At 44.9% G+C, this 22503-nt stretch carries 20 protein-coding genes; 4 read left to right on the top strand and 16 right to left on the bottom strand.

Annotated features, from left to right (window positions below):
* Positions 1 to 5: 5 nt before the first annotated feature.
* The 4 genes from bioD to bioB are packed head-to-tail and all read right to left on the bottom strand — an operon-like array spanning position 6 to position 3700.
* Entirely contained in the window at positions 6 to 692 is a 687-nt protein-coding gene (gene bioD / locus R7Q11_RS07820; protein ID WP_005378217.1) for a dethiobiotin synthase, read from the bottom strand.
* Positions 689 to 1510 carry a malonyl-ACP O-methyltransferase BioC gene (gene bioC, locus R7Q11_RS07815; RefSeq protein WP_053307453.1) on the bottom strand — a complete coding sequence of 274 codons (822 nt, stop codon included), beginning with the start codon at positions 1508 to 1510 and terminating at the stop codon, positions 689 to 691. Before bioC ends, bioD begins: the two co-directional genes overlap by 4 nt.
* On the bottom strand, positions 1510 to 2661 hold the full coding sequence (gene bioF / locus R7Q11_RS07810; RefSeq protein WP_017821706.1) for an 8-amino-7-oxononanoate synthase: 1152 nt from the start codon (positions 2659 to 2661) through the stop codon (positions 1510 to 1512). The genes bioC and bioF overlap by 1 nt, the downstream gene beginning before the upstream one ends.
* Positions 2648 to 3700, bottom strand: coding sequence for a biotin synthase BioB (bioB, locus tag R7Q11_RS07805; protein ID WP_005378222.1), 1053 nt, complete (start codon positions 3698 to 3700; stop codon positions 2648 to 2650). The genes bioF and bioB overlap by 14 nt, the downstream gene beginning before the upstream one ends.
* A 130-nt stretch (positions 3701 to 3830) precedes the next feature.
* Here bioB and bioA point away from each other — a divergent pair, with 130 nt between their 5' ends.
* Positions 3831 to 5111, top strand: coding sequence for an adenosylmethionine--8-amino-7-oxononanoate transaminase (bioA, locus tag R7Q11_RS07800; protein ID WP_017821705.1), 1281 nt, complete (start codon positions 3831 to 3833; stop codon positions 5109 to 5111).
* A gap of 69 nt (positions 5112 to 5180) precedes the next feature.
* On the opposite strand, the gene R7Q11_RS07795 is transcribed toward bioA, so the two are convergent.
* The 8 genes from R7Q11_RS07795 to lrp form a co-directional block, all read right to left on the bottom strand.
* Positions 5181 to 5447: a DksA/TraR family C4-type zinc finger protein gene (locus tag R7Q11_RS07795; RefSeq protein ID WP_053349494.1), complete on the bottom strand. Its 267-nt coding sequence runs from the start codon at positions 5445 to 5447 to the stop codon at positions 5181 to 5183.
* 140 nt (positions 5448 to 5587) lie between these two features.
* Entirely contained in the window at positions 5588 to 6301 is a 714-nt protein-coding gene (locus R7Q11_RS07790) for a hypothetical protein (RefSeq protein ID WP_047100794.1), read from the bottom strand.
* The gene (locus R7Q11_RS07785) at positions 6301 to 7170 is read right to left on the bottom strand and encodes a peptidoglycan-binding domain-containing protein (protein WP_158156129.1); all 870 of its coding nucleotides are present in this window, start codon (positions 7168 to 7170) and stop codon (positions 6301 to 6303) included. The genes R7Q11_RS07790 and R7Q11_RS07785 overlap by 1 nt, the downstream gene beginning before the upstream one ends.
* Positions 7171 to 7373: 203 nt before the next feature.
* A complete protein-coding gene (gene serS / locus R7Q11_RS07780) occupies positions 7374 to 8681 on the bottom strand; it encodes a serine--tRNA ligase (RefSeq protein WP_005437179.1) in 1308 nt (435 codons plus the stop codon).
* Positions 8682 to 8772: 91 nt separating this feature from the next.
* Positions 8773 to 10128: a replication-associated recombination protein A gene (locus R7Q11_RS07775; protein WP_263857152.1), complete on the bottom strand. Its 1356-nt coding sequence runs from the start codon at positions 10126 to 10128 to the stop codon at positions 8773 to 8775.
* Positions 10129 to 10755 (bottom strand): outer membrane lipoprotein chaperone LolA, encoded by a 627-nt coding sequence (gene lolA / locus R7Q11_RS07770; RefSeq protein WP_225466338.1) that lies wholly within the window; start codon positions 10753 to 10755, stop codon positions 10129 to 10131.
* A 61-nt stretch (positions 10756 to 10816) separates the two neighbouring features.
* The gene (locus tag R7Q11_RS07765; RefSeq protein ID WP_225466337.1) at positions 10817 to 13864 is read right to left on the bottom strand and encodes a DNA translocase FtsK 4TM domain-containing protein; all 3048 of its coding nucleotides are present in this window, start codon (positions 13862 to 13864) and stop codon (positions 10817 to 10819) included.
* 152 nt (positions 13865 to 14016) lie between these two features.
* Positions 14017 to 14511: a leucine-responsive transcriptional regulator Lrp gene (lrp, locus tag R7Q11_RS07760; protein WP_005378234.1), complete on the bottom strand. Its 495-nt coding sequence runs from the start codon at positions 14509 to 14511 to the stop codon at positions 14017 to 14019.
* Positions 14512 to 14667: 156 nt separating this feature from the next.
* On the opposite strand from lrp, the gene ald reads away from it, so the two are divergent.
* Positions 14668 to 15792 (top strand): alanine dehydrogenase, encoded by a 1125-nt coding sequence (gene ald / locus R7Q11_RS07755; RefSeq protein WP_005378241.1) that lies wholly within the window; start codon positions 14668 to 14670, stop codon positions 15790 to 15792.
* Positions 15793 to 15885: 93 nt separating this feature from the next.
* Here the strand turns inward: ald and R7Q11_RS07750 are convergent, their stop codons facing one another.
* Together R7Q11_RS07750 and cysB are read right to left on the bottom strand one after the other, a co-directional pair.
* Positions 15886 to 17082: a methyltransferase gene (locus R7Q11_RS07750; protein ID WP_225466336.1), complete on the bottom strand. Its 1197-nt coding sequence runs from the start codon at positions 17080 to 17082 to the stop codon at positions 15886 to 15888.
* Between the two features lie 53 nt (positions 17083 to 17135).
* On the bottom strand, positions 17136 to 18110 hold the full coding sequence (cysB, locus tag R7Q11_RS07745; protein WP_005388967.1) for an HTH-type transcriptional regulator CysB: 975 nt from the start codon (positions 18108 to 18110) through the stop codon (positions 17136 to 17138).
* A gap of 313 nt (positions 18111 to 18423) precedes the next feature.
* Between cysB and R7Q11_RS07740 the strand changes: the two genes are divergently transcribed.
* Positions 18424 to 19188, top strand: a complete 765-nt coding sequence (locus R7Q11_RS07740) for a hypothetical protein (protein WP_005378247.1) — start codon at positions 18424 to 18426, stop codon at positions 19186 to 19188.
* Positions 19189 to 19285: 97 nt separating this feature from the next.
* Positions 19286 to 20056, top strand: a complete 771-nt coding sequence (gene miaE / locus R7Q11_RS07735; protein ID WP_005388968.1) for a tRNA isopentenyl-2-thiomethyl-A-37 hydroxylase MiaE — start codon at positions 19286 to 19288, stop codon at positions 20054 to 20056.
* Between the two features lie 125 nt (positions 20057 to 20181).
* Here miaE and R7Q11_RS07730 read toward each other — a convergent pair whose 3' ends face one another.
* The gene (locus R7Q11_RS07730) at positions 20182 to 21810 is read right to left on the bottom strand and encodes a methyl-accepting chemotaxis protein (protein WP_047100808.1); all 1629 of its coding nucleotides are present in this window, start codon (positions 21808 to 21810) and stop codon (positions 20182 to 20184) included.
* A gap of 155 nt (positions 21811 to 21965) precedes the next feature.
* Positions 21966 to 22232 (bottom strand): hypothetical protein, encoded by a 267-nt coding sequence (locus R7Q11_RS07725; RefSeq protein ID WP_005388970.1) that lies wholly within the window; start codon positions 22230 to 22232, stop codon positions 21966 to 21968.
* Between the last annotated feature and the right edge of the window lie 271 nt (positions 22233 to 22503).

Genomic DNA, 22503 nt, shown 5'->3' with positions numbered 1-22503 from the left:
CACCATTAGTCAGTGTTTAGCAACGGCTCTACATTAATGTACTTGCCTAGCTCTTTGCGTTTAGCACTTGGAATATATGGAATTTCCCCAAGCTTAGGTGCATCGATACGTGCTTCTAGCATCTCGATAATGTCAGCGTAGTGCTCTGTGCCAGGGTTGACGCGGTTTGCCACCCAGCCAACAAGATTCAAACCATCCGCTTTAATACTCTCCGCTGTGAGTAAAGCGTGGCTCAAACAGCCTAATTTAATGCCAACCACCAGTACAACAGGTAACTGCTCTTCTTTTACCCATGTAGATAAACAGTCCGTATCGGATACTGGCACACGCCAGCCTCCAGCACCTTCAACGAGAACAACATCGGCTTGCTGCTTATGTTGAGCCAGTTTTTGACTCAGAACATCGTAACTTATTTCGACATGTTCATGCTTCGCTGCAATGTGGGGAGAAGCAGGCAACTCTAAAGCGTATGGGTTCACATCATCATAGGCCACATCGAGTGTTGCGGCGTCTTGTAAGTGTAAAGCATCAGAGTTACGCCATCCGGCTTCAGTCTTGTCACTCCCTGCTGCCACTGGCTTATAACCAATAGTGTTTAGTCCTTTTGCAGCGATCGCTTGCAAAATGGCTTTAGACGCTACCGTCTTTCCAACATCAGTATCCGTACCAGCAATAAAAAAAGCATCAATCATAGATGTATTACTCCAAAACAAACCTGATAACTTGCAGGTAGAAGACCTTGATCGTTTTTAAACGCTTGGTACGCATGCTCAACTTTTAACAAAGTCTCGCGACTAGTTAAACCGTGTGAGCGCCCGCTTACGTGATTTGCACCTATACCTTTGAGGTCACGCATAACTGAAAATGCAGAGTCGTACCAAACTGTGATGGTGGTCAAGTCTAGTTGATGGCTGTCACATCGAGATTGCGCTAACGCAATTTTTACCTGATTGAGCGTTAGAAAGTTATTGACGTGTTGATATGCATCAATTTTTTCCCATGATGCACGCAGCTCATACAGTGATCCATCAACCAGTGTAGAGAACCACGCTTTCCCACCATTTTTTAGCACGCGGCGCACTTCTTTTAGTGGGTAACTTAAATCTGTACACCATTGCAGCGCTAAACTTGAAAACACGTAATCGAAGCTATCATCGTCAAATGGTAAGTTTTCAGCATCAGCAACTTGGTAATGCATTCGTACTGCACCACAACGCTGCTCTGCTTTATCTAACATGGCTTGAGAGATATCGCCGCAGACTACTTCCGCACCGCGTTGTTGAAGTAGTTGGGAGAAATAACCCGTGCCACAACCTAAATCCAATACACGTTTTCGCGTCAAGTTTTCAGGAAGTTTATCAAGCAGCTGATGCCCGACATCACGTTGAAAAGCCGCATGTTTATCGTATGTTTCTGCTGCTTTACCAAACGAAGAGGCAATCGCGTCTTTATCTTGATGGAAACTCTCTAACGCGAGCGTTTGCGCTAATGCGGTAGTTGCATTATCCATTACAGCGCTCCTAATGCTTGCTTCAATGCGATTGAAAGCGTTTTAACTTGTTCATTAGTGTGATTGGCAGTGAGTGTGATTCGAAGACGAGACGTTCCTTTAGGCACCGTCGGAGGGCGAATAGCAGTCACCCAAATACCGTTTTGGCGACAAGCACCTGCTACTCGCAAAGCCAATTCAGATTCACCAATCAAAAAGGGCTTAATCGAAGTTTGAGTCTCAACAAACCCCTCAAGGTCGCTAAGGCTATCTCGATACACTTCACTAAGCTCAGAGAGCTTTTCACGTCGCCAAGACTGCTCTTGAACCATAGAAACCGCATGCGTGAGCGCGTAGGCTTGTGCCGGAGGCATCGCTGTGGAATACACATGGTGACGAGCAAACTGAGTCAAAAAGTCTCCCGTTGCGTGGTCACATAAAATAGCCGCGCCAGACATACCAAACGCTTTGCCGAAAGTAACGATCAGTATCTCGGGTTTAACCGTTGCCAACTCGCAAGAACCACCACCGGATTGACCAAGAACGCCAATACCATGAGCGTCATCGACAGCAAACCAAGCATCATGACTACGAGTGACTTCAGCTATATCGCTAAGCGGCGCACAGTCGCCGTCCATGCTGAATACCCCTTCAGTCACAACTAGATGGTTGTCTTCGCTATTAATCAGCGACTTTAGGTGCTCGATGTCATTGTGTTTGAAGCGCTTCATCTTAGCTGGTGACAACGCCCCCGCTTCCATCAGTGAGGCATGGTTCAAACGGTCTTGGATCAATACGTCTGATTTTTCCAACAAGGTGAACAACAAGGCTTGATTAGCACTGAATCCAGAACCAAACAGAATTGCTCTGTCGTAACCCAACCATTCGGTCAGTGCGGCTTCTAAATTGCTGTGCGCGGCACTAAAGCCAGTCACCATCGGTGATGCTCCACTGCCACTACCATATACGCTTAAACCTTGCTGCCAAGCCCGAACAAGCGCTTGGTCATTAGCCAATCCCAAATAATCATTACTTGAGAAATTAATGTAGCGTCTACCTTCGTGTTCCAAAACGGACTGGTTACCGGCAAACACCACATTCATAGAACGATTCAACCCTTGCGTTTTACGCTCAGCAAGGGCGGACTCGATACGAGATTTAAACGCTGGCATCGTAGAAAAGGTCGTCTTTTGTCGGACGGGCAGCAACGCGCTCTACGACGCGATCGAGTAACTCGTTTTCTTCGATTTCATCAGGCTTTTGAGACACCTCTTGGCTGTTAATACCGAGCTTATTGAACAGCATCATGTCCTTATCTTCAGAAGGATTTGGAGTCGTCAGAAGTTTGCAGCCATAGAAGACTGAGTTTGCACCCGCCATAAAACACAGCGCTTGCATTTGTTCGTTCATGTTTTCACGGCCAGCCGATAGACGAACCGCTGATTGAGGCATCATGATGCGCGCAATCGCAATCAAGCGAATGAAATCGAATGGCTCAACATCGTCCACCTCTTCCAGTGGTGTGCCTTTCACCTTCACGAGCATGTTGATTGGCACACTTTCAGGATGCACTGGCAAGTTAGCTAATTCAACCAACAAACCTGCTCGGTCGTTAGCACTTTCACCCATACCGATGATGCCACCGGAACAGATCTTCATGCCAGCATCACGAACATGAGACAAAGTATCTAAACGGTCTTGATAAGTACGTGTGGTAATGATGTTGCCGTAAAATTCAGGAGACGTATCTAGGTTGTGGTTGTAGTAATCCAAACCTGCGGTTGCCAGTTGTTTTGCTTGATCTGGTGTCAACATGCCTAATGTCATACACGTTTCTAAACCCATGCCCTTCACGCCTTTGATCATGTCGGTCAAATGCGGCATGTCACGCTCTTTTGGATTTTTCCATGCTGCGCCCATACAGAATCGAGTAGAACCAGCATTTTTGGCTTTTTGCGCAGCATCGAGTACGCGTTCTACTTCCATCAGACGCTCTTTCTCGATGTCTGTGGTGTAACGAGCACTCTGAGGACAGTACTTACAATCTTCTGGACAAGCACCTGTCTTAATCGACAGAAGCGTGCTTACTTGAACATGGTTGGTTTGTTGATATTGACGATGTACAAGCTGCGCTTCGAATAGGAGATCCATGAATGGTTTTTCCATGAGATCGCGCACTTCAGCATGCGTCCAGTTATGACGAACTTCCACGTGTATTCCTTTAGTCACTTTTGTTGTTGTGTTGACAGTCTACTGAGTCTCGATAAACTGTCAACACAACGCAAAAGATCAAAGTTTACACCTGTCTGTTTTTTAACCTCAATTATTATTGGAATCGCACATGGATCTCGCCTTCGACCGCCAGCATATCTGGCATCCTTACACTTCGACATTGACACCTCTGACCTGCTACCCAGTGGCATCGGCAAATGGTGTTCATATTAAATTGGAAGACGGTACTGAGCTGGTCGATGGCATGTCTTCTTGGTGGTCGACGATCCACGGCTACAACCATCCGCATTTAAATCAAGCCGCTCACCAGCAAATCGATCAGGTCTCTCACGTGATGTTTGGCGGGATTACCCACCAGCCAGCAATCAGTTTGTGTAAAAAGCTATTGTCCCTTGCACCAAATAACCTTGAACATGTATTCCTTGCCGATTCAGGCTCCGTTGCCGTAGAAGTCAGCTTAAAAATGGCACTGCAATATTGGCATGCAAAAGGCGAACGCCGACCGAAGTTTCTTACTTTGCGACACGGTTATCACGGCGACACCTTTGCGGCTATGTCGGTTACCGATCCTGATAACTCAATGCACTCTCTTTACAAAGGCTTTTTGCCTGAGCATATCTTTGCGGAGTCAGCAACTTGTGGTTATTGGGATGAATGGAAGCCAGAGGACCTTACCGACTTCGAGCACAAGATTGAAACGCACCATGAAGAACTTGCTGCGGTGATCCTAGAACCTATTGTTCAAGGCGCAGGCGGCATGCGCATCTACCATCCAGAATTTCTCAAAGGCGTGCGTAGGCTTTGCGACAAATACGGCTTGTTATTGATTGCAGATGAGATCGCTACCGGATTTGGTCGTACCGGTAAGTTGTTTGCCTGCGAACATGCAGACATTCAACCAGACATTCTGTGTGTCGGGAAAGCACTCACTGGCGGCTACATGACCCTCTCTGCGACCCTGGCGAGCAAACACGTAGCAGACACCGTTTGTGGTGGTGATGCAGGCTGTTTTATGCACGGTCCAACCTTTATGGGGAATCCACTCGCCTGTGCTGTTGCCACCGCAAGTTTGGAATTGATTGAGCAAGGTAATTGGCAGCAACAAACCCAACAAATTGAAACGCTGTTTTCTGAGTTACTACCAAAACTTGAAGAATACGAGTTGGTGAAAAACACCCGTTGGCTAGGTGCCATTGGCGTAGTGGAGACGCATCGCCCTGTGAATATGGAAACCATCCAAGCCTTGTTTGTTGAACACGGAGTGTGGATTCGTCCATTTGGCAAACTGATTTATATGATGCCGCCGTTCATCAGCAAGCCAGAAGATATTGAGAAGCTAGTTAACGCGATTGATGCAGCGTTGCAACGTAAAGACTGCTTCGCTTCATAGTTCAATTCAATACGAAAACGGTTTGAGTATGAGACTCAAACCGTCTCGTTATTTATTAGAGCAGTAAAGCTATCGAAGTTGACTGTCTTTACTCGCTCGTCGATTGAACAATGCTTGGCGTTGAGATACCAATTCGATTGTTGACCGACATTCGATACACAAACGAACGCCTTTCATTGCAAGACGACGCGCTTCTGGAATCTCATCACCACACTCATCGCAGTAATGGGCGCTCTCACCCTTTGTGATACTGCCACGAACACGGGAAATCTCGTCGTCTATTGTGTTTTGAATTTGTTGGCTGACGCTATCGTCGTTTGCCCACCCTACGGCCATAAGCCCTCCTCGTTACTTGAATGAGAAAATCTACTTACCGTGGTAAGGTGGATGATTATATCGATTACAAATAACAAGATAATTAGGGTAAATTCGAAAACACTATTACGCTTTGGTAAAAATAGATAACCTAAAACCAATTACCATTCTTTAATTAGTTGGTATGACTCATTCTCCTGAAGCCTTGAAAGAACATACCCGTGAGTAGAACCATAGCTTCCGCTTAACACACTGTTTTCCTTTAACAGTATTACATCTTCCAAACCATCATCATTGTAGTCTCCGGTCGCAAGAAGAGTAACTTTTTGGTAACCATCGGAGTTATCGTAAAATACAGCCTGGAAGTCATTCAATCGCTCAAAACTAGTGATTTTATCCATATCAGCCCATCGATGTGCTTCTTTTGATTTTCTCAATTGTTCATCAGAGATGATAAAACTCAACTCTGATGGAGATATATCCGGAAGACTCTCACTAATGATGCTTTCTGATATGTAAGAAGTATTAGATGGTTTAAGAGATCCCATCACTTTCCAAGATTCACATAAGACTTTTGTTGCCATTAACGCAGAATGCTCTGAGTCTATTTTAGCGCTAAAGTTTTTTTGGCTTTTCAGCTCGAGTTCTGCACAACTTTTAGCTACTGAGACTTCTCCAGAAGCGGACTTAAGTGGGAACTCAAAATACCACTCCGCTCCATAAACTGCTCTGACATTATCCTGAGTTAAGAAGGTCACTTTTTCGACAAAAAAACGATCAGAGTTATTGTAAGGACTATAGAAGGGCTCTATCGAAATTGGGTTTGCGAATAAGCTAGAAGAAGATAAACCTAGTAAAAGGAAGAGTGATTTCATTAATGAGACCTTAATAAGTTTGCTACATAAGCATTTCTTTCTGCTTGTACACCATTTCTTTTCGACTCGAGGGCCGCTTGCTGATAATTTCCGTTTCGAATATGCCCATTAAACTTGGGATAAGTATCTTTAAGTTTTGGCATACCTAAATTAAATATCATGTCAAAAAGCGCTAGCTTTACGTTGTCCGGATAAGATGTAAACGCTTCATCTCCATAGATAACCTTAAGCTCTTTTTCGAAAGACTGTATGTGATGTGCTACTTGCTCGTTCATCACGCTTTCAGTTAATTTGAGGGCTGTAAAAGGCTTAAACCTTGAAGCTGGCTCTGACTCTCCAAAAGGCCGGGCCTTAACACGCAAAAACTCTTCTTTGATTTGCTCGTAAGTAGCCGGTTCATTTGTAGAATTGTGAACAAATGGGAGCTTTGTTGCTGCGGTAACGTCGCTTAACATACTACCTACCCCAACAGTGATATAGCCTCTGGTATCCAAATACATATGCTCGACTCTTCCCTCATATTGCTCTAATTTAGCCTTGAGCTTCATTTTGAGGGAGGTTGAGACAGGCAAAGCCTTCTTCGCACTCAAAACCGTGATACCTTGCATCAACTTACGATGGCTTCTTCCATTCACATCTATCCTTCCATCTGGACGAGCCATCCCAACAAGGTTTTTCTGAAAAGCTTTAATTGCGGCGACAGTCTTGGAGTTTTCCGGTCTAGAGCCCAGTTTCCCATCCACTTTAAGTTCCTTTACTCCCCTTAAAGAACCAAGCAATTGGTTAATAGACCTTTGTACCGTACGAATATCAGCATCCACATTTTTACCACCCAAGCCAACAGAGCCGCTTATTCTTATTGAAGCCATGAAAGTACCTCCTCTTTATATTTTGGAGGAGCTTGTCACGCTCAATGAAGCTTAGAAAAATATCATTAGGGACTGGTTTTAATAATTTAGGCTAACTATGCAATACCTCATCCTATATTTACATAACAACGTATTTTCACTCGACGCAGATAACAAAAAACCCAGCACTGAGGCTGGGTTTTGGTGTTCAAGTGGTTAACGAATTAACCGATGTGCGTTGCGCCCGCCATGTACTTCTGAAGTACTGTAGGGATTGCAATGCGGCCGTCTGCTTCTTGGTTGTTTTCTAGGATAGCAACCATTGTACGACCTACAGCAAGACCAGAGCCGTTTAGCGTGTGTACAAGCTCAGGTTTCTTCTCGCCTTTACGACGGAAACGCGCTTGCATACGACGAGCTTGGAAGTCCCACATGTTAGAACATGAAGAGATTTCACGGTAAGTTTCTTGAGCAGGAACCCAAACTTCTAGGTCGTAAGTCTTACGAGCGCCGAAGCCCATGTCACCTGTACATAGAACCACTTTACGGTAAGGAAGCTCTAGAAGTTGTAGAACTTTCTCAGCGTGACCTGTTAGCTCTTCTAGTGCGTTCATTGAATCTTCTGGCTTAGTGATTTGTACTAGTTCAACTTTGTCGAACTGGTGCATACGAATCAGACCACGAGTATCACGACCGTAAGAACCTGCTTCTGAACGGAAACATGGCGTGTGAGCTGTCATCTTAATTGGTAGATCCGCTTCGTCAGAAATCGTGTCACGAACTAGGTTCGTTACAGGTACTTCTGCAGTAGGGATTAGAGACAGTTTACGTGGCTCTTCGTCGTTTACTTTTTCTACTAGCGGCTCAGTGTGGAAAAGATCTTTACCGAACTTAGGAAGCTGACCAGTACCGAATAGGCTGTCAGAGTTTACTAGGTAAGGTACGTACATTTCTGTGTAGCCGTGCTCTTCAGTGTGAAGATCTAGCATGAACTGAGCGATTGCGCGGTGTAGACGAGCAAATTGGCCTTTCATCACGATGAAACGTGCGCCAGTGATCTTAACTGCGCTTGCGAAGTCTAGACCGTCACCCATTTCGCCCAGGTCAACGTGATCTTTCAGTTCGAAGTCGTAAGACTTTGGCTCACCCCAACGAGAGATTTCAACGTTGTCGTTTTCATCTTTGCCATCTGGCACTTCGTCTGCTGGGATGTTTGGTACAGAAAGCGTGAATTCGTCTAGTTGAGCCATTACTTGCTCAAGTTCAACTTTCTTCGCGTCAAGATCGCTACCTAGAGTACCGATTTGTTTCTTGATCTCTTCTGCGCCTTCTTTGTCGCCAGCCGCCATTTTTTGGCCGATTTGCTTGGAGATGGAGTTACGCGTGGATTGTAAATTTTCTACTTCTACTTGAATGGACTTACGTTGTTCTTCAAGTTTACGAATAGTATCTACGTCTAGCTTAAAGCCACGACGCGCCAGTTTAGCAGCTGTTTCATCCAGCTCTGTACGAAGTAATTTAGAATCCAGCATTGTTAATCCTATGCTTTTTGTTGTGAAATCACGCGCACTTTCCAAGCGTACGCGTTAAAAAAATTTACTGAACAAATGTATCCAAAAACGCCTACTTTTCATAGCGCTTTTGTGGGCTATTTGCGTCTAAAGTAGCCAAGTAATCTAACTTTTCGCCGATTTTGGTCTCTAGACCACGATTTGTCGGCTGATAGTACCTACGATCGCCCATTTCAGGTGGCAAATATTGCTCACCCGCAGCGTAAGCGCCAGGCTCATCGTGAGCATAACGATACTCTGCACCGTAACCCATGTCTTTCATCAAACTGGTTGGTGCATTTCGAAGGTGATGCGGCACTTCATATTCAGGTAAGTTATGAGCGTCTGTGAGCGCCTGTTTCCACGCCACGTAAACAGCATTACTTTTCGGCGCACACGCTAAGTACACGATCGCCTGTGCAATCGCACGTTCACCTTCTGCTGGACCAACTCGGGTAAAGCAATCCCAAGCAGACAGTGCCACTTGCATTGCGCGAGGGTCAGCATTACCTACATCTTCAGAAGCGATCGCCAATAAGCGTCGAGCGATATACAAAGGGTCACAACCAGCAGCAATCATACGCGCAGACCAATACAGCGCAGCATCCGGGTTTGAGCCTCGAATTGATTTGTGAACCGCAGAGATTAAGTCGTACCAGATGTCACCTTTGTTATCGAAGCGAGAGACCTTCTCCCCTGCGACTTCCGCAAGCAACTTAAGCGTGATCTCTTTTTCACCCTGCGTATTGTCTTCTGCCATGTCGTAGAGCAGCTCAAGGTAATTGAGAGACATACGAGCATCACCGTTTACCAGTTCTGCTAGGCGGTCTAATACGTTATCAGCGAAGTGTGCAGGTGTATTACCCAGTCCACGTTCTTTATCGCTAATGGCTTGGTTCAACGCCAACGAGATTTCATCTTTGTCGAGAGACGTTAGCTTGTATACACGTGCACGTGACAGCAATGCGTTGTTTAGCTCAAACGATGGGTTTTCTGTCGTCGCACCAATAAAGGTAACCGTGCCATCTTCGATATGCGGTAAAAACGCGTCTTGTTGAGATTTGTTGAAGCGATGCACCTCATCCACAAATAAGATGGTGCGGCGGCCCGCCATTTTGTTCTCACGTGCTTTCTCGATTGCTGCACGGATTTCTTTCACACCAGACGTTACGGCAGACACGCGCTCTACTTCAGCATTGGCATAGTTTGCAGCCACTTCCGCTAATGTCGTTTTGCCTGTGCCCGGTGGTCCCCAAAGGATCATCGAGTGAATGTGACCCGCCTCTAGCGCACGGCGCAGTGGCTTACCGGGACCTAAAATGTGCTGCTGTCCGATGTATTGTTCAATCGTTTCCGGTCTCATACGAGCAGCAAGGGGACGAAAATCTTCGTCCCCCGAGAAATCTAATGTGTAATTGCTCACTACCAATTAATTCCTTTGGTCATCCACTTCCACACCTTTTGGAATTGTGAATGTGAATCTGTCTGCTTTTGGTTTACCCAGCTTCACGTTGCTAAAGGTGAACAAACCTATTTGACCGTCTTGTTCAACCACATTGAAACCTTTCACCACACCTTTAGCATCAATATTAATCTGGAATTGACCTTGTGTGGAGTCTACTGCACTAGGAATGAGGATGAACTCATCACCTTTTTGGGAAATCTTGTAGTTATCCCAATCACTTGCGCGATTACGCGTTAGCAAAACAAATGGCGTTTGCTCTGTTGCTTGTTCTTGCCAGTAGATACTCACTTGCTCGATGAATGGGCTGTAGTACCACAATGTCTTACCGTCAGAAACCAGTAGGTTTTCATCTGGGAATGTTGTGCTCCAACGGAACAGGCTTGGACGAGCGATTTCAACCGTGCCTTCTCCTTCCATCACCGTTTCGCCTTCAGGGCTGATAACCTGCTGAGAGAAATCCGCACTGAAGCCATCATTCATAGAAAGGCGTTTGTTTAGTTCATCTTTGGGAGACGCGGCGTGTGCAGTAGAGAAGAGAGAAAAGCTTAAAACAAGCGCAGAGAAAAGTTTCGCTGAAAATAGTTTTTTCATTCAGATACCTATTGTTAGAACCACTCACCTCAGTTGGACTGAGGTGAGTAACACAAGTTCATTAATCTTTTGGTGGCGCAGGTGCCAGTACTTCACGGTTACCGTTATGACCCGGAGCACTTACGATGCCCTGCGCTTCAAGCTGCTCTACAATACGGGCGGCACGGTTGTAACCTATCTTAAATCGGCGCTGAACACCGGAAACCGAACCTCGACGTGATTGAACCACGTGCTCAACAACTTGATCGAAGAGTGGGTCTACATCTTCATCCGCTTCCATTTGCTCACCTGGCAATAGACTTTCTGGAGTTTGATCTCCACTGATGATCTCTTCAATGTAGCTCGGTTTACCACGCGCTTTCCAGTTGTTTACAACAGCATGAACATCATCATCTGATGCAAATGCACCGTGAACACGAGTTGTATGACTTGATCCCGGCGGTAGATACAACATATCACCCATACCAAGTAGTGATTCTGCGCCGCCTTGATCTAGGATTGTACGAGAGTCCGTTTTAGTCGATACCGTAAACGCAACACGAGTTGGAATGTTCGCTTTAATTAGACCGGTAATAACATCAACCGATGGACGCTGAGTCGCAAGAATTAAGTGAATACCTGCCGCGCGCGCTTTTTGCGCCAAGCGAGCAATCAGTTCTTCAACTTTCTTACCTACCACCATCATCAGGTCAGCAAATTCGTCAACAACAACGACGATGTAAGGCAGCTTTTCTAGCAATGGCGGTTCAGTATCCATGCTGTCGCCTTCCTGCCAGAACGGGTCATGGATTGGGTGGCCCGCTTCTGCTGCCATCTTCAATTTTTCGTTGAAGCCCTTCACATTACGTACACCTAATGCCGACATCAATTTGTAACGACGTTCCATCTCGCCCACACACCAACGTAGAGCGTTTGATGCGTCTTTCATATCAGTCACAACTTCAGAAAGAAGATGAGGGATACCTTCATAAATAGAAAGCTCTAGCATTTTCGGGTCAATCATGATGAAGCGTACATCTTCTGGGCCTGCTTTATACAGCATGCTCAAAATCATCACGTTCACACCCACCGACTTACCAGAACCTGTTGTACCTGCTACTAACACGTGAGGCATCTTCGCAAGATCGGCCACCACAGCTTCGCCCGCAATGTCTTGACCTAACACAACCGTTGTTGGTGACGTTGCTTGCTCAAACTGAGGGCTACTGATGACATCAGATAAATAGACCGTCTGACGACTCATGTTTGGCAGTTCCAAACCGATGTAAGGCTTGCCAGGGATTACTTCCACGACACGTACCGCCATCGCAGACAATGCACGCGCTAAGTCAGTTGAAAGACCAGAAATACGACTTACTTTCACCCCCGGCGCCAAATCAAGCTCAAAACGAGTGATCACTGGACCAGGATAAATACCAACCACATCGGCTTTGATTTTGTAGTCAGCGAGTTTGCTCTCTACCAATCGAGCGACCTGCTCTAACGCATCACGGTCGATAAAGTTTTCACGTTTTTCTGGATGATAAAGCAACTCGAGCGTTGGGAGTGGCTCTTCCGGAACTGGCAAGTTTTCTTCTTTCTGTACCAAAAATGGGTTCTGTGTTGCAGCGACTTTGGCTTGCGCATTGGAAACCATATCTTGGAATGCGGTAACGTCTTGGTCGTTGTCTTGGACCTCTTCTACCTCCACTTTTTGAGGTGCAGGTTCAAATGTTGTTGAAGGTGTTGCAACTTGCTGATGAGGCGTTGTTGGCTGTACTTGCTGCGCAGGCTGAGACTCCACTTCGTCTTCATCATCTAACACATCAAAGTCAGAGATCGTAGGCTCAATATATTGGCTCGATTCCGTTTGCGCCGTGATGCTATCTAATACAGCAGAATCAATTGCAGGCTCTTCATGTACAGGATGCTCAATACTTGGCTGCTGTACTTGCTCTGCTTCAAATTGTTCGTACTCCGCATAATCTGGTTCAACACTGATCGGTTCTTCTGTAGCTGTATGTTGCTCGACATAGGAAGAATAAGTGTCTGCAAATGATGGGGTAGCCTGTTCTTCAGTTCCCCAGTCATCTGCTTGTTGCGCCGCTGCTTCAAGCTCCTCTATCGTAACATTCAGTTGCTTGGTGCGTTCCAAGAGCGGATCAACGTTATCAGTGTTAACCGTATGGATAGGTTGTATTTGAGGCTCAGGTTCAGAATAAACTGGCGCAGCATTAACCGTAGCCTTGCGTTGTGGTGGAGTCGGTTCTACCATCGCCTGTTCCGCAGGCTTATCAGGTTTAGCTTGCGGCATATAAATAGGATACTCATGCGCTGGCGCCGGCTCTTTCGGTTCATCGACATCGTACGCCGTTAAATGAGGAAGCGGCTCATCATCAATTTCACGGTCTACATTATGTTTAGGCGTAGAGACTTTATCTTCTACAAACTCATCAAGCTGAGGTTCTAAAACTTCCTGCTCTGAACCTCTTGCCTTATTTGCAAGCGCGGCAATTAGTGCTAACGCACGATCACCAAGCCATTCCACGATGTTAAGCCATGAGATGCCAGTGAAGAGCGTAAAGCCCGCTCCCCACAAGAACAGCAGTACCAATGTGGTACCGAGTACATTCAATGTAGGTAAAGCGAGGCTAGACAACACATCCCCGACCACACCTCCGGATGAAAAATACCAAATGTCATCAAAATTAATATCGGCAAGACCGCAACTGGTCATAATAAGGACGACAAGACCGAGCAGCCTTGTACCCCATAGCATGAAATCAATTGGCTCATCTTCTCCTCGTTTACGGCAAATCACCCATGCAGCCGCCGCTAGCAAGAAAGGGATTGGGTAAGCGAGAGAGCCAAATGTGAAGAATAGAGTATCGGCTAGCCAAGCGCCGAAAAGGCCACCAGCATTATCGATATCCCCTCCCCATGCGGTTTGGGACCAAGAAGGATCGGCCGGACTGAAGGTAAATAGTGCAACCGCAAGCAATACCGAGCTAAGAACGCCAACGATAAAGCAGCACTCTTTTAAGCGTTGGAAGCCATTTAAGCGTGAAGACTGGGGCTCTTCACTGGTTTTGATAATGGTTTCGACTTTCTTTGCGTTCTCTTTGAACATAAATCAACTTGAATATGGAAATGAAATAGGAAATTGCAAAACATTCCGAGCGGCATCAAGCCGCTCGGTAAATTGATTTAACCATATCAAGGAGAAAAACCCAATTACTCTCTGGCGAAAGCGGAAGCATATACCGCTTTCTTTGCAAGAAATTAACGAGTTTTGATCACAAGCTGGTTAGATTGTTTCACTTCTTCCATAACAACGTATGTGCGAGTGTCATTTACGCCAGGTAGACGTAGTAACGTATCGCCCAATAGTCGGCGGTAAGCACCCATATCTGATACACGGGTTTTAAGAAGATAGTCAAAGTCACCTGAAACAAGATGACACTCTTGTATGTCGTCTAGCTTTTGAACAGCTGAGTTAAACTGCTCAAACACATCCGGTGCACCACGGTTTAGCGTAATCTCAACGAATACTAATAGTGATGCATCCAGGAACTGCGGATTCAATAATGCAGTATACCCTGTGATATAACCCTGACGCTCTAAGCGACGTACACGCTCCAAACATGGCGTTGGAGAAAGTCCCACACGTTTTGAAAGCTCAACGTTTGAAATACGACCGTCTTTCTGCAGCTCATTAAGAATGTTGCGGTCGATACGGTCTAGTTCCTTGGACGGCTTTTTATAGTTGTCTGCCATTTTTTATTCCACCTTATTACTTCCTTGCAAAAAAATATACTACAACTTTTTAATATTTGGTGCCAAATTTTACAAATCTATAACTATACTAGTTATTAATTCGACAATAACACCCTACTAACAGTTAATACAACCATTATAGAAAGAGGATACAGGATGATCATTGGCGTACCTAAGGAAATCAAGAATCACGAATATCGTGTTGGTATGATCCCAGCTAGCGTGAGAGAACTCATCTCACATGGTCACCAAGTTTTAGTTGAGACCAATGCAGGTGCCGGCATTGGTTTTTCAGACGATGATTACATCGCTGTCGGCGCATCCATTCTCCCTCATGCTGCTGACGTATTTGCGCAAGCAGACATGATTGTAAAAGTAAAAGAACCCCAAGCAGTAGAGAGAGCAATGCTCCGCGAAGGGCAAATTTTATTTACTTATTTACACCTAGCACCAGATTTTCCACAAACTGATGAGCTAATCAAGAGCAAAGCTGTCTGTATAGCCTATGAGACTGTAACAGATAATATGGGTCGTTTGCCACTGTTAGCACCAATGTCAGAAGTGGCAGGTCGGATGTCTATCCAAGCTGGCGCGCAAACGTTGGAAAAATCGCACGGCGGTCGTGGTCTACTCCTAGGCGGCGTACCTGGTGTTGAACCTGCAAAAGTCGTTATCGTTGGTGGTGGCGTTGTTGGTGCAAACGCTGCTCGTATGGCGGTTGGCCTTCGCGCTGACGTCACTATTCTAGACCGTAACGTAGACACACTTCGTAAGCTTGACGAAGAATTCCAAGGTCGCGCAAAAGTGGTTTATTCTACTGAAGACGCTATCGAGAAGCATGTTCTAGAAGCGGACCTTGTTATCGGTGCCGTTCTAATTCCTGGCGCAGCAGCACCTAAACTGGTCACTAAAGAGCACATTGCTAAGATGAAGCCTGGTGCGGCAGTGGTTGACGTGGCAATTGACCAAGGCGGTTGTTTCGAAACTTCGCACGCGACAACTCACGCAGATCCAACTTACATCGTTGATGAAGTGGTTCACTACTGTGTAGCAAATATGCCTGGCGCAGTTGCTCGCACTTCAACATTTGCACTCAACAACGCTACACTTCCATACATCGTGAAGTTAGCAAATAAAGGCTACCGCGAAGCACTTCTAGAAGATAAAGGCTTCCTTGAAGGTCTAAACGTTATTCACGGAAAAGTAACGTGTAAAGAAGTAGCAGAAAGCTTTGACTTGGAATACGTTGAACCAACTCAAGCTATCGCTATGTTTAATTAATGACAAAATAAAACATAACTTGTCACGTTTTGTTTACAAAAGCCCACTCATAAGTGGGCTTTTTCATATAGAGCGTTTGGCTATAAAGAATAACTAAATCTTATATGCACAAATTAAAATATTTCTAGGCGTGACCGATTTAGGGCAAAACTCTGACAATCTAACACGGTAACCACGTTCTTCAAGATAAAGCACTTTGTCTAATGCGAGCCAGATCTCCAACGGACGTTGAAAAACAAGTTGCACTAAGCTCATTCTCTCCATTTGCCAGAAGCGTTGTTCGCTTAACTTTTCAAAATGAGAGAAATCGATTTCTTGAGGAAGAACAATGCCTTTTTGCTCCGCTGCCCAGCGACATAAAGATTCAAAACCATCACTTAATTGCGACTTACGGATACTCGGCACAGGCTGATACTCTGCCATTCCCAAAGCTTGTCGCGTGATCAAATCAAACCCAAGACGAAACATCATTTCCTGCTGACGATGACGACGCACGCGCTCTCCTCCTGTCACCGTTTGTTGTAATGGGATACGCAGTTCTTGCTTAGACAATGATAGAGAAGAAGCCCTGCCCGATTCCGACATCGGCTGGTATTGTTCCGACTGAATCAAGTGGTAACAACAAGGTGATATGGTCATCGCAGCAACCCCATTTTCACTGCCGTACTGCATTAGACGAACGTGAAGGTCACCGCATGCATGCAGTGCTACTGCGTGTTGCGTTGGCTTAAACACGGCTTTCGCTTTGCTATCAAACGCGTCGCCTTGAATAAACGTCATCTTCCAATGATGTTCATTGGCTGCTTGTTGCCCCGAATCGCACAGTGCTTGTTGGTATTCAAAGCTGGTTACAGGCTGATCGGTTTGCGTGGTCAGGATTCGCCCCAAGTAACCTTTACCTGAGCACCATTCTAGCCATTCTTCGCCACAGTGTTGTTGAATTGCAGCTTCACCCATCGAGCTAATTTGCTCCAACTTACGTCCCGGAATACCGTTATCTAAACCACGAGCGAGTTCCAAGCCGTTTAACGACAAAAGCTCTAAATGAGTCAGTTCTGCGAGTTGTTCAAGCTCAGGCAAAAACGGACTAAGTGCTTTTAACGCGAGTTCTGGTTCTGCTTTGCATTCTTCGATTTGAGAGGGAGTAAGAGACGCTAGCCATTGGCACAGTCGAGGATGTTGCTCCTGCCAAGGTAATGATGTGCGAATGCTGCTTTTAAAAGGCTCGAATCGCCACAAAGATTGGTTTTCGATTAAGCAGTCATTAATAAATTGAAATTGCGTTTTCATAGCTCCCCCTACAACGAGCGCATTGTAGAGGGAATCGAAACATCAATGAAGTGTTATCTCACCGGAAGCTCGATGTCTTTAAACATCTCTTCGATTTCTGCATTAGACTTCAGCGAAATCGCCTGCTCAACCACTGGACGCGTTAAGTGCGGTGCAAAACGCTCCATAAAATCGAACATGTAAGAGCGTAAGAATGTACCACGGCGGAAGCCGATGCTCGTGGTGCTCGCGCCAAACAAATGGCTCGCATCTATTGCAACCAAGTCACCGTCCTGCTCTTCATCCACTGCCATGCTTGCAATCACACCCACACCGATACCCATACGAACGTAAGTTTTAATGACGTCTGCATCAGTTGCCGTGAACACCACTCGCGGGGTTAAACCTTCGCGGTTGAATGCTGTATCCAGCTCTGAACGGCCAGTAAAACCGAACACGTAAGTGACTAATGGGTAAGCGGCAAGATCACTGATCGTTACTTTGTCTTTCTTCGCTAGTGGGTGGTCTTTAGGCACAACTATTGAACGATTCCAGTGATAACAAGGCAGCATGATAGCATCTTGATATAAGTGAAGCGCTTCTGTCGCAATCGCAAAATTCGCTGTACCTTTAGCTATCGCCTCAGACATTTGTGACGGTGTACCTTGGTGCATGTGTAACGACACTTTTGGATAACGAGAAGTAAAACCTTTGATGACATCTGGCAGTGCATAACGAGCCTGCGTATGTGTCGTGGTGATATTCAGCGTCCCCATTTCTGGATGGGTGTGCTCTCCAGCCACCGCTTTGATGCTTTCTACACGAGCGAGAATTTCTTGAGAGATACGTACAATTTCTTCTCCAGCTGGCGTCACTTGCGTTAAGTGCTTACCGCTACGTTCAAAAATCTGAATACCTAACTCATCTTCCAGCAACCGAACCTGTTTACTAATACCTGGCTGAGAGGTATATAAGCTTTCCGCCGTTGCAGATACATTCAGATTATGGTTTACAACCTCAACAATATATTTCAGCTGCTGCAGTTTCATCGTAATCCCTTACTTATTCATGAGAGAGTTTATTGGCCACTCAAGCGAGCGATATAATAATTAGTTATAACGCGTTCAAATCGAAATGAACAGCAATTTCTAACTTATACCTCAATCACATACTAATAATCTTCAAGCAAGAAACAATATGCACAAAGTTGAGCCAATAAATGACTGAAGTTCTATGATGTGACTTCTATCAGTAACTAAAACGTGGGAGAGACAAAATAATCAAACAAATAAGGTGCCGAGTAAGATAAGATTCATGTATTCTTTAACGCTAGCCGCAGAAAAGTAAAGCAGACGCAAAGATATGAATATTGGTTTAATAATCGCTTTGGTAGCCATCCTACTGGTGTTAATCCTAGGCTATAACATTATGTTGCAATATAAGGTTAAAGTTGAAACCGCAAAAAGGCAGGAATCAGCGCGATATGTAGCCTTGATAGATGGTACTGAAGAGTTGATTGGTCATGCGCACCATATCCCTTTTAGTAAAGAGCTGTTGCTGTGTCTAAACAATCGTATTCTTGACGCGCTAGAGAGCATGCATGAGCTGGACCCGAAGAACAAGCAACTTGCTCAACGTATCGAAAATATGAAGCAGCAGATTACGCAGCTAAAAGAGAATGGTCCTACTGGCGAGAGTACCACTTTCAAGATGCCGAGTAGTGATAAACAAGCTATCGTCATGCTTAAGCTGGTTAAACGACTTCGCGACACTATCCGTAACGAGCACAACAAAGGCCGATTGGATACCCAGACTTACGTCACTGAAAATGCGCGCTTGGAAACGATGCAAATTCGCATCAACATTGAAAATGTCATCAAAAGAGCAAACGACTCTATCGCTCGTGGCCAACCAGGCACCGCGCTTCAACTGCTGCGTAAAGGTATCGATGCTTTGAGCACTAAGAGCGATCCTTATTCTATTCAAGCGAAACAAAAGCTTGAAGAGATGTTGGGTGACTTAGATAAAAAGCGCCAAGATAAAAGCGATGCTGAAATGCAGCAGATTGCTGACAAAGAGCGTGACAATGACATGGAAGCACTCTTCGGCGAGAAGAAAAAGTGGTAACATTCACTTCAGGTCAAGAAAGGCTGCAATTGCAGCCTTTTTTCTATCCGCAAGACAACGGATATGCCCAATAAAAATGTGAAGTACTAAAACTAAAATGATGAATCTAGACGCCTATCAAGATCTTCTTGCTCCCATTAACCAATTTCTGCAATGCAGTACACCTGATGAATGGGTAGAGGAAGCAAAGAAACCAGAGAACCTTCAAACCATTTTGTTAGACCACCTACTGTGCGAACTAAAAGCTGGCCAATCTGCCATGTTTTTAATTCGTAAGTATGCCGTTGACCAATCCAGTTCACATGCTCTACTTGACTGGTTTAAGCCCTACGAAGATTTTGCTTACCGTAACGTAGGCTCATTGGAAACTTTAAAAGGCAAGAGCAATATTTCTAAGTCAATCATGGCTAAGTCCGACTCACCATACAGCCAAGATTTGATCGATAAGATGGTGCTTTTGATAAAAGAGGAGTTACACCACTTTTATCAAGTTTTAGAGATCATGGAAAGTCGTGGAATTGAGTATAAAAATATTCCAGCAAGTCGCTATGCTAAAGGACTGATTTCGCATATGAAGACTCATGAGCCAGAAACGCTGATCGATAAACTCATCATTGGTGCGTACATCGAAGCCCGATCTTGTGAGCGTTTTGCCAAACTAGCACCACATATGGATGACGATATCGCAAAGTTCTACATTTCTTTATTACGTTCAGAAGCACGCCATTACCAGGATTATCTTGTATTAGCGGAGCAAATCGCAGGCAAAGATATCAGCGAGCGCATCGCCTACTTTGGACGTATAGAGGCAGATTTAATTTCTACGCCAGATACAGATTTTAAGTTTCACAGTGGTATCCCAGCCTAGCGAGCATATTCTCCCAAGGTTGAGCATACTCTGAACTTATATAGACAGAGAATAAATAAGCCGGACATTTCGTCCGGCTTATTTATTGTAGCAATGAGGTTAGGAATAAAGCTGAAACACAACAACTAGAGCTGGAATGAACCCATTCGAGTTTTCAAGTTGTGCGCTAGGCTACTAATCTGCTGACAAGCCACAGCCGTTTGTGAAGCTCCCTCAGCCATCTCTGTTGAAGCACTATTAATATGCTCCACACTGCGATTCAGCTCTTCGGATACAGAATTCTGCTCACTGCACGCCGTTGCGATTTGTGTGCTCATTTGCGCTATGTTATCGACAGAATGTTCAATTTCTTTTATCTGGCTATCAGCGTCATTAACTTGCTCAACACACTGAGAAATACCCTCCTGACAATCACGGCTTGAATGCCCTATTTTACTGCTGCTCTCTTGTAGCTGATTAACAATTTCCACAATTTGTGAAGTGGAGTCTTGAGTGCGTTGCGCCAGAGAACGAACCTCATCTGCCACAACAGCAAACCCACGTCCTTGTTCACCAGCCCGAGCGGCTTCAATTGCGGCGTTCAGTGCTAACAAGTTTGTTTGCTCGGCAATCCCGCGGATCACATCGACGACCACATTGATATTGTTTGAGCTCGATTCAAGCTCACGTGCCAGTTCATCTGATTCTTGGATCGTATGTGATACACGCTCAATTACTGCGATAGTTTGTTGTAACGTCGCCGTTCCTTGCTTTGCCACTTCCGCAGCCGAATAAGCAGAGGTTGCGCCAACTTCGGTATTTTGTGCCACTTCACTTACAGCAGCTTGCATCTCTGTCATCGCAGAAGCCACCGAGCTAAGTTCAATTTGTTGATTTTGCATACCAGAGGCGGTCTGAGAAGAAATAGCACTCACTTCCTCTACTGCTGCCGTTAGCTGAATCGTTGAGTCATTAATCTCAGAAACCAACGAATGTAAGTTTGTTTGCATACCGACAAGCTCTTTAAGCAACGTTCCTAACTCGTCTTTGCTCAATTCACTTTCGTCGATTTGATTATTCAATTGACCCTTGGCGATTTTAGAAGCGAATTCCAATGCTCGATCAACAGGCCCGCAAATGACTCGAGAAAGCAACATGGCAGACATTACCATGACCAATGCGACGACGAGCGCACCAACAGCAGCGCTGTATTGTGTAAATGCCGCTTCACTTTGTACTTCTTCACCAATCAAATTCACCAACTCATCGTTTAACGCGAGGGTATCATCCAAGCTGCTCAACGCTTTTGAGTAGGTATCGAAACTCGATAAAATCACATCATTTGCACTTTCAGCATCACCTTGGCTTAGCAGTGCGTTGTAAGTCTTCGTTTCTTTGATGTATTGATTCCAAGTTTCTTTAAAAACGCTAAAAGACTGCGTTTCACGCTTATTAAGGTCGAGCTTTTCGTATTCTGCAATACCAGCCTGCACATCAGAACGCCATTGGTCGAGGCCTTTTAACCACTCACCAATTTTGGGGTGATTTGCGTTTGGCAATAAAGAGAACTCATCTTTACGCACTTTAGTAATATCAACTTGGATACCTTTCAAAATCGCAACAGAAGGTAAACTCTTATCTGTTAACACTGAGATGTCTTTATTCAGTGTTAACAAACCTTGCACCAACATTACTGACACTAAACCAAACACGGCAAAAACGGTTAAATAACTAACCGATATTTTCTTTACGACACTTAAGTCTTTAATACGCATGCACTTTCTCCCCGCAGCCTTTCCAAACCTCTCACTTAAGTGAAAGCTTAACCTCTAAAACGCACTGTTTTTTGCGCTCGATATCATTGAACGCTCTTATATACATCGGCTTGAGAGATCAAATCTTGACCAGTAATTGATAGTTTTATCACATGCTATTTTAAAGATAGGCTCGTATGCTCCGTATTGTGTCTACATCTTTTCATGAGCGCTTCTCGGCGCAGATCCAAGATCTCATCGATGAGCTTTTCTTTCGCGTTTATCCCAAAATGCTGGGCATAATTTTTTACTTTTGCTATCTCATTAGGCTGCAAGCGGTACACCTCTTTCTTTAAACGCGCTTCTGCTTCACTTCTAATCAGACCTTGCTCTTGTAACAATTTAATGATGGTTTCATCGGTTGGATTTACTGCTCTAGCCATGGTGCTCCATCTATCAATTTGAGTTCTAGCCATATGGCTAGATGAATGACGCCGCACAACTTATAGAGCAAAGATGACAGCTTGATTGCAGTGAATGCAATTCGTTGACTGTTGGTATTATTTTCCACCGCTTCAACGGCAACACACTCAATACCTCCACCCTCACCATTGAATAAAGATCACATTCTGATAACAATTTTCAGCACTGACTTAGATGTCATCCATATTTAACGTGCAAGTAACATTTATAAACAAGAATGATTGCTCTAGT

The sequence above is a fragment of the Vibrio sp. 970 genome, from assembly GCF_033339075.1.
The sequence above is the reverse complement of the archived record's forward strand: the minus strand, read 5'-3'. Positions and strand labels throughout refer to the sequence as shown.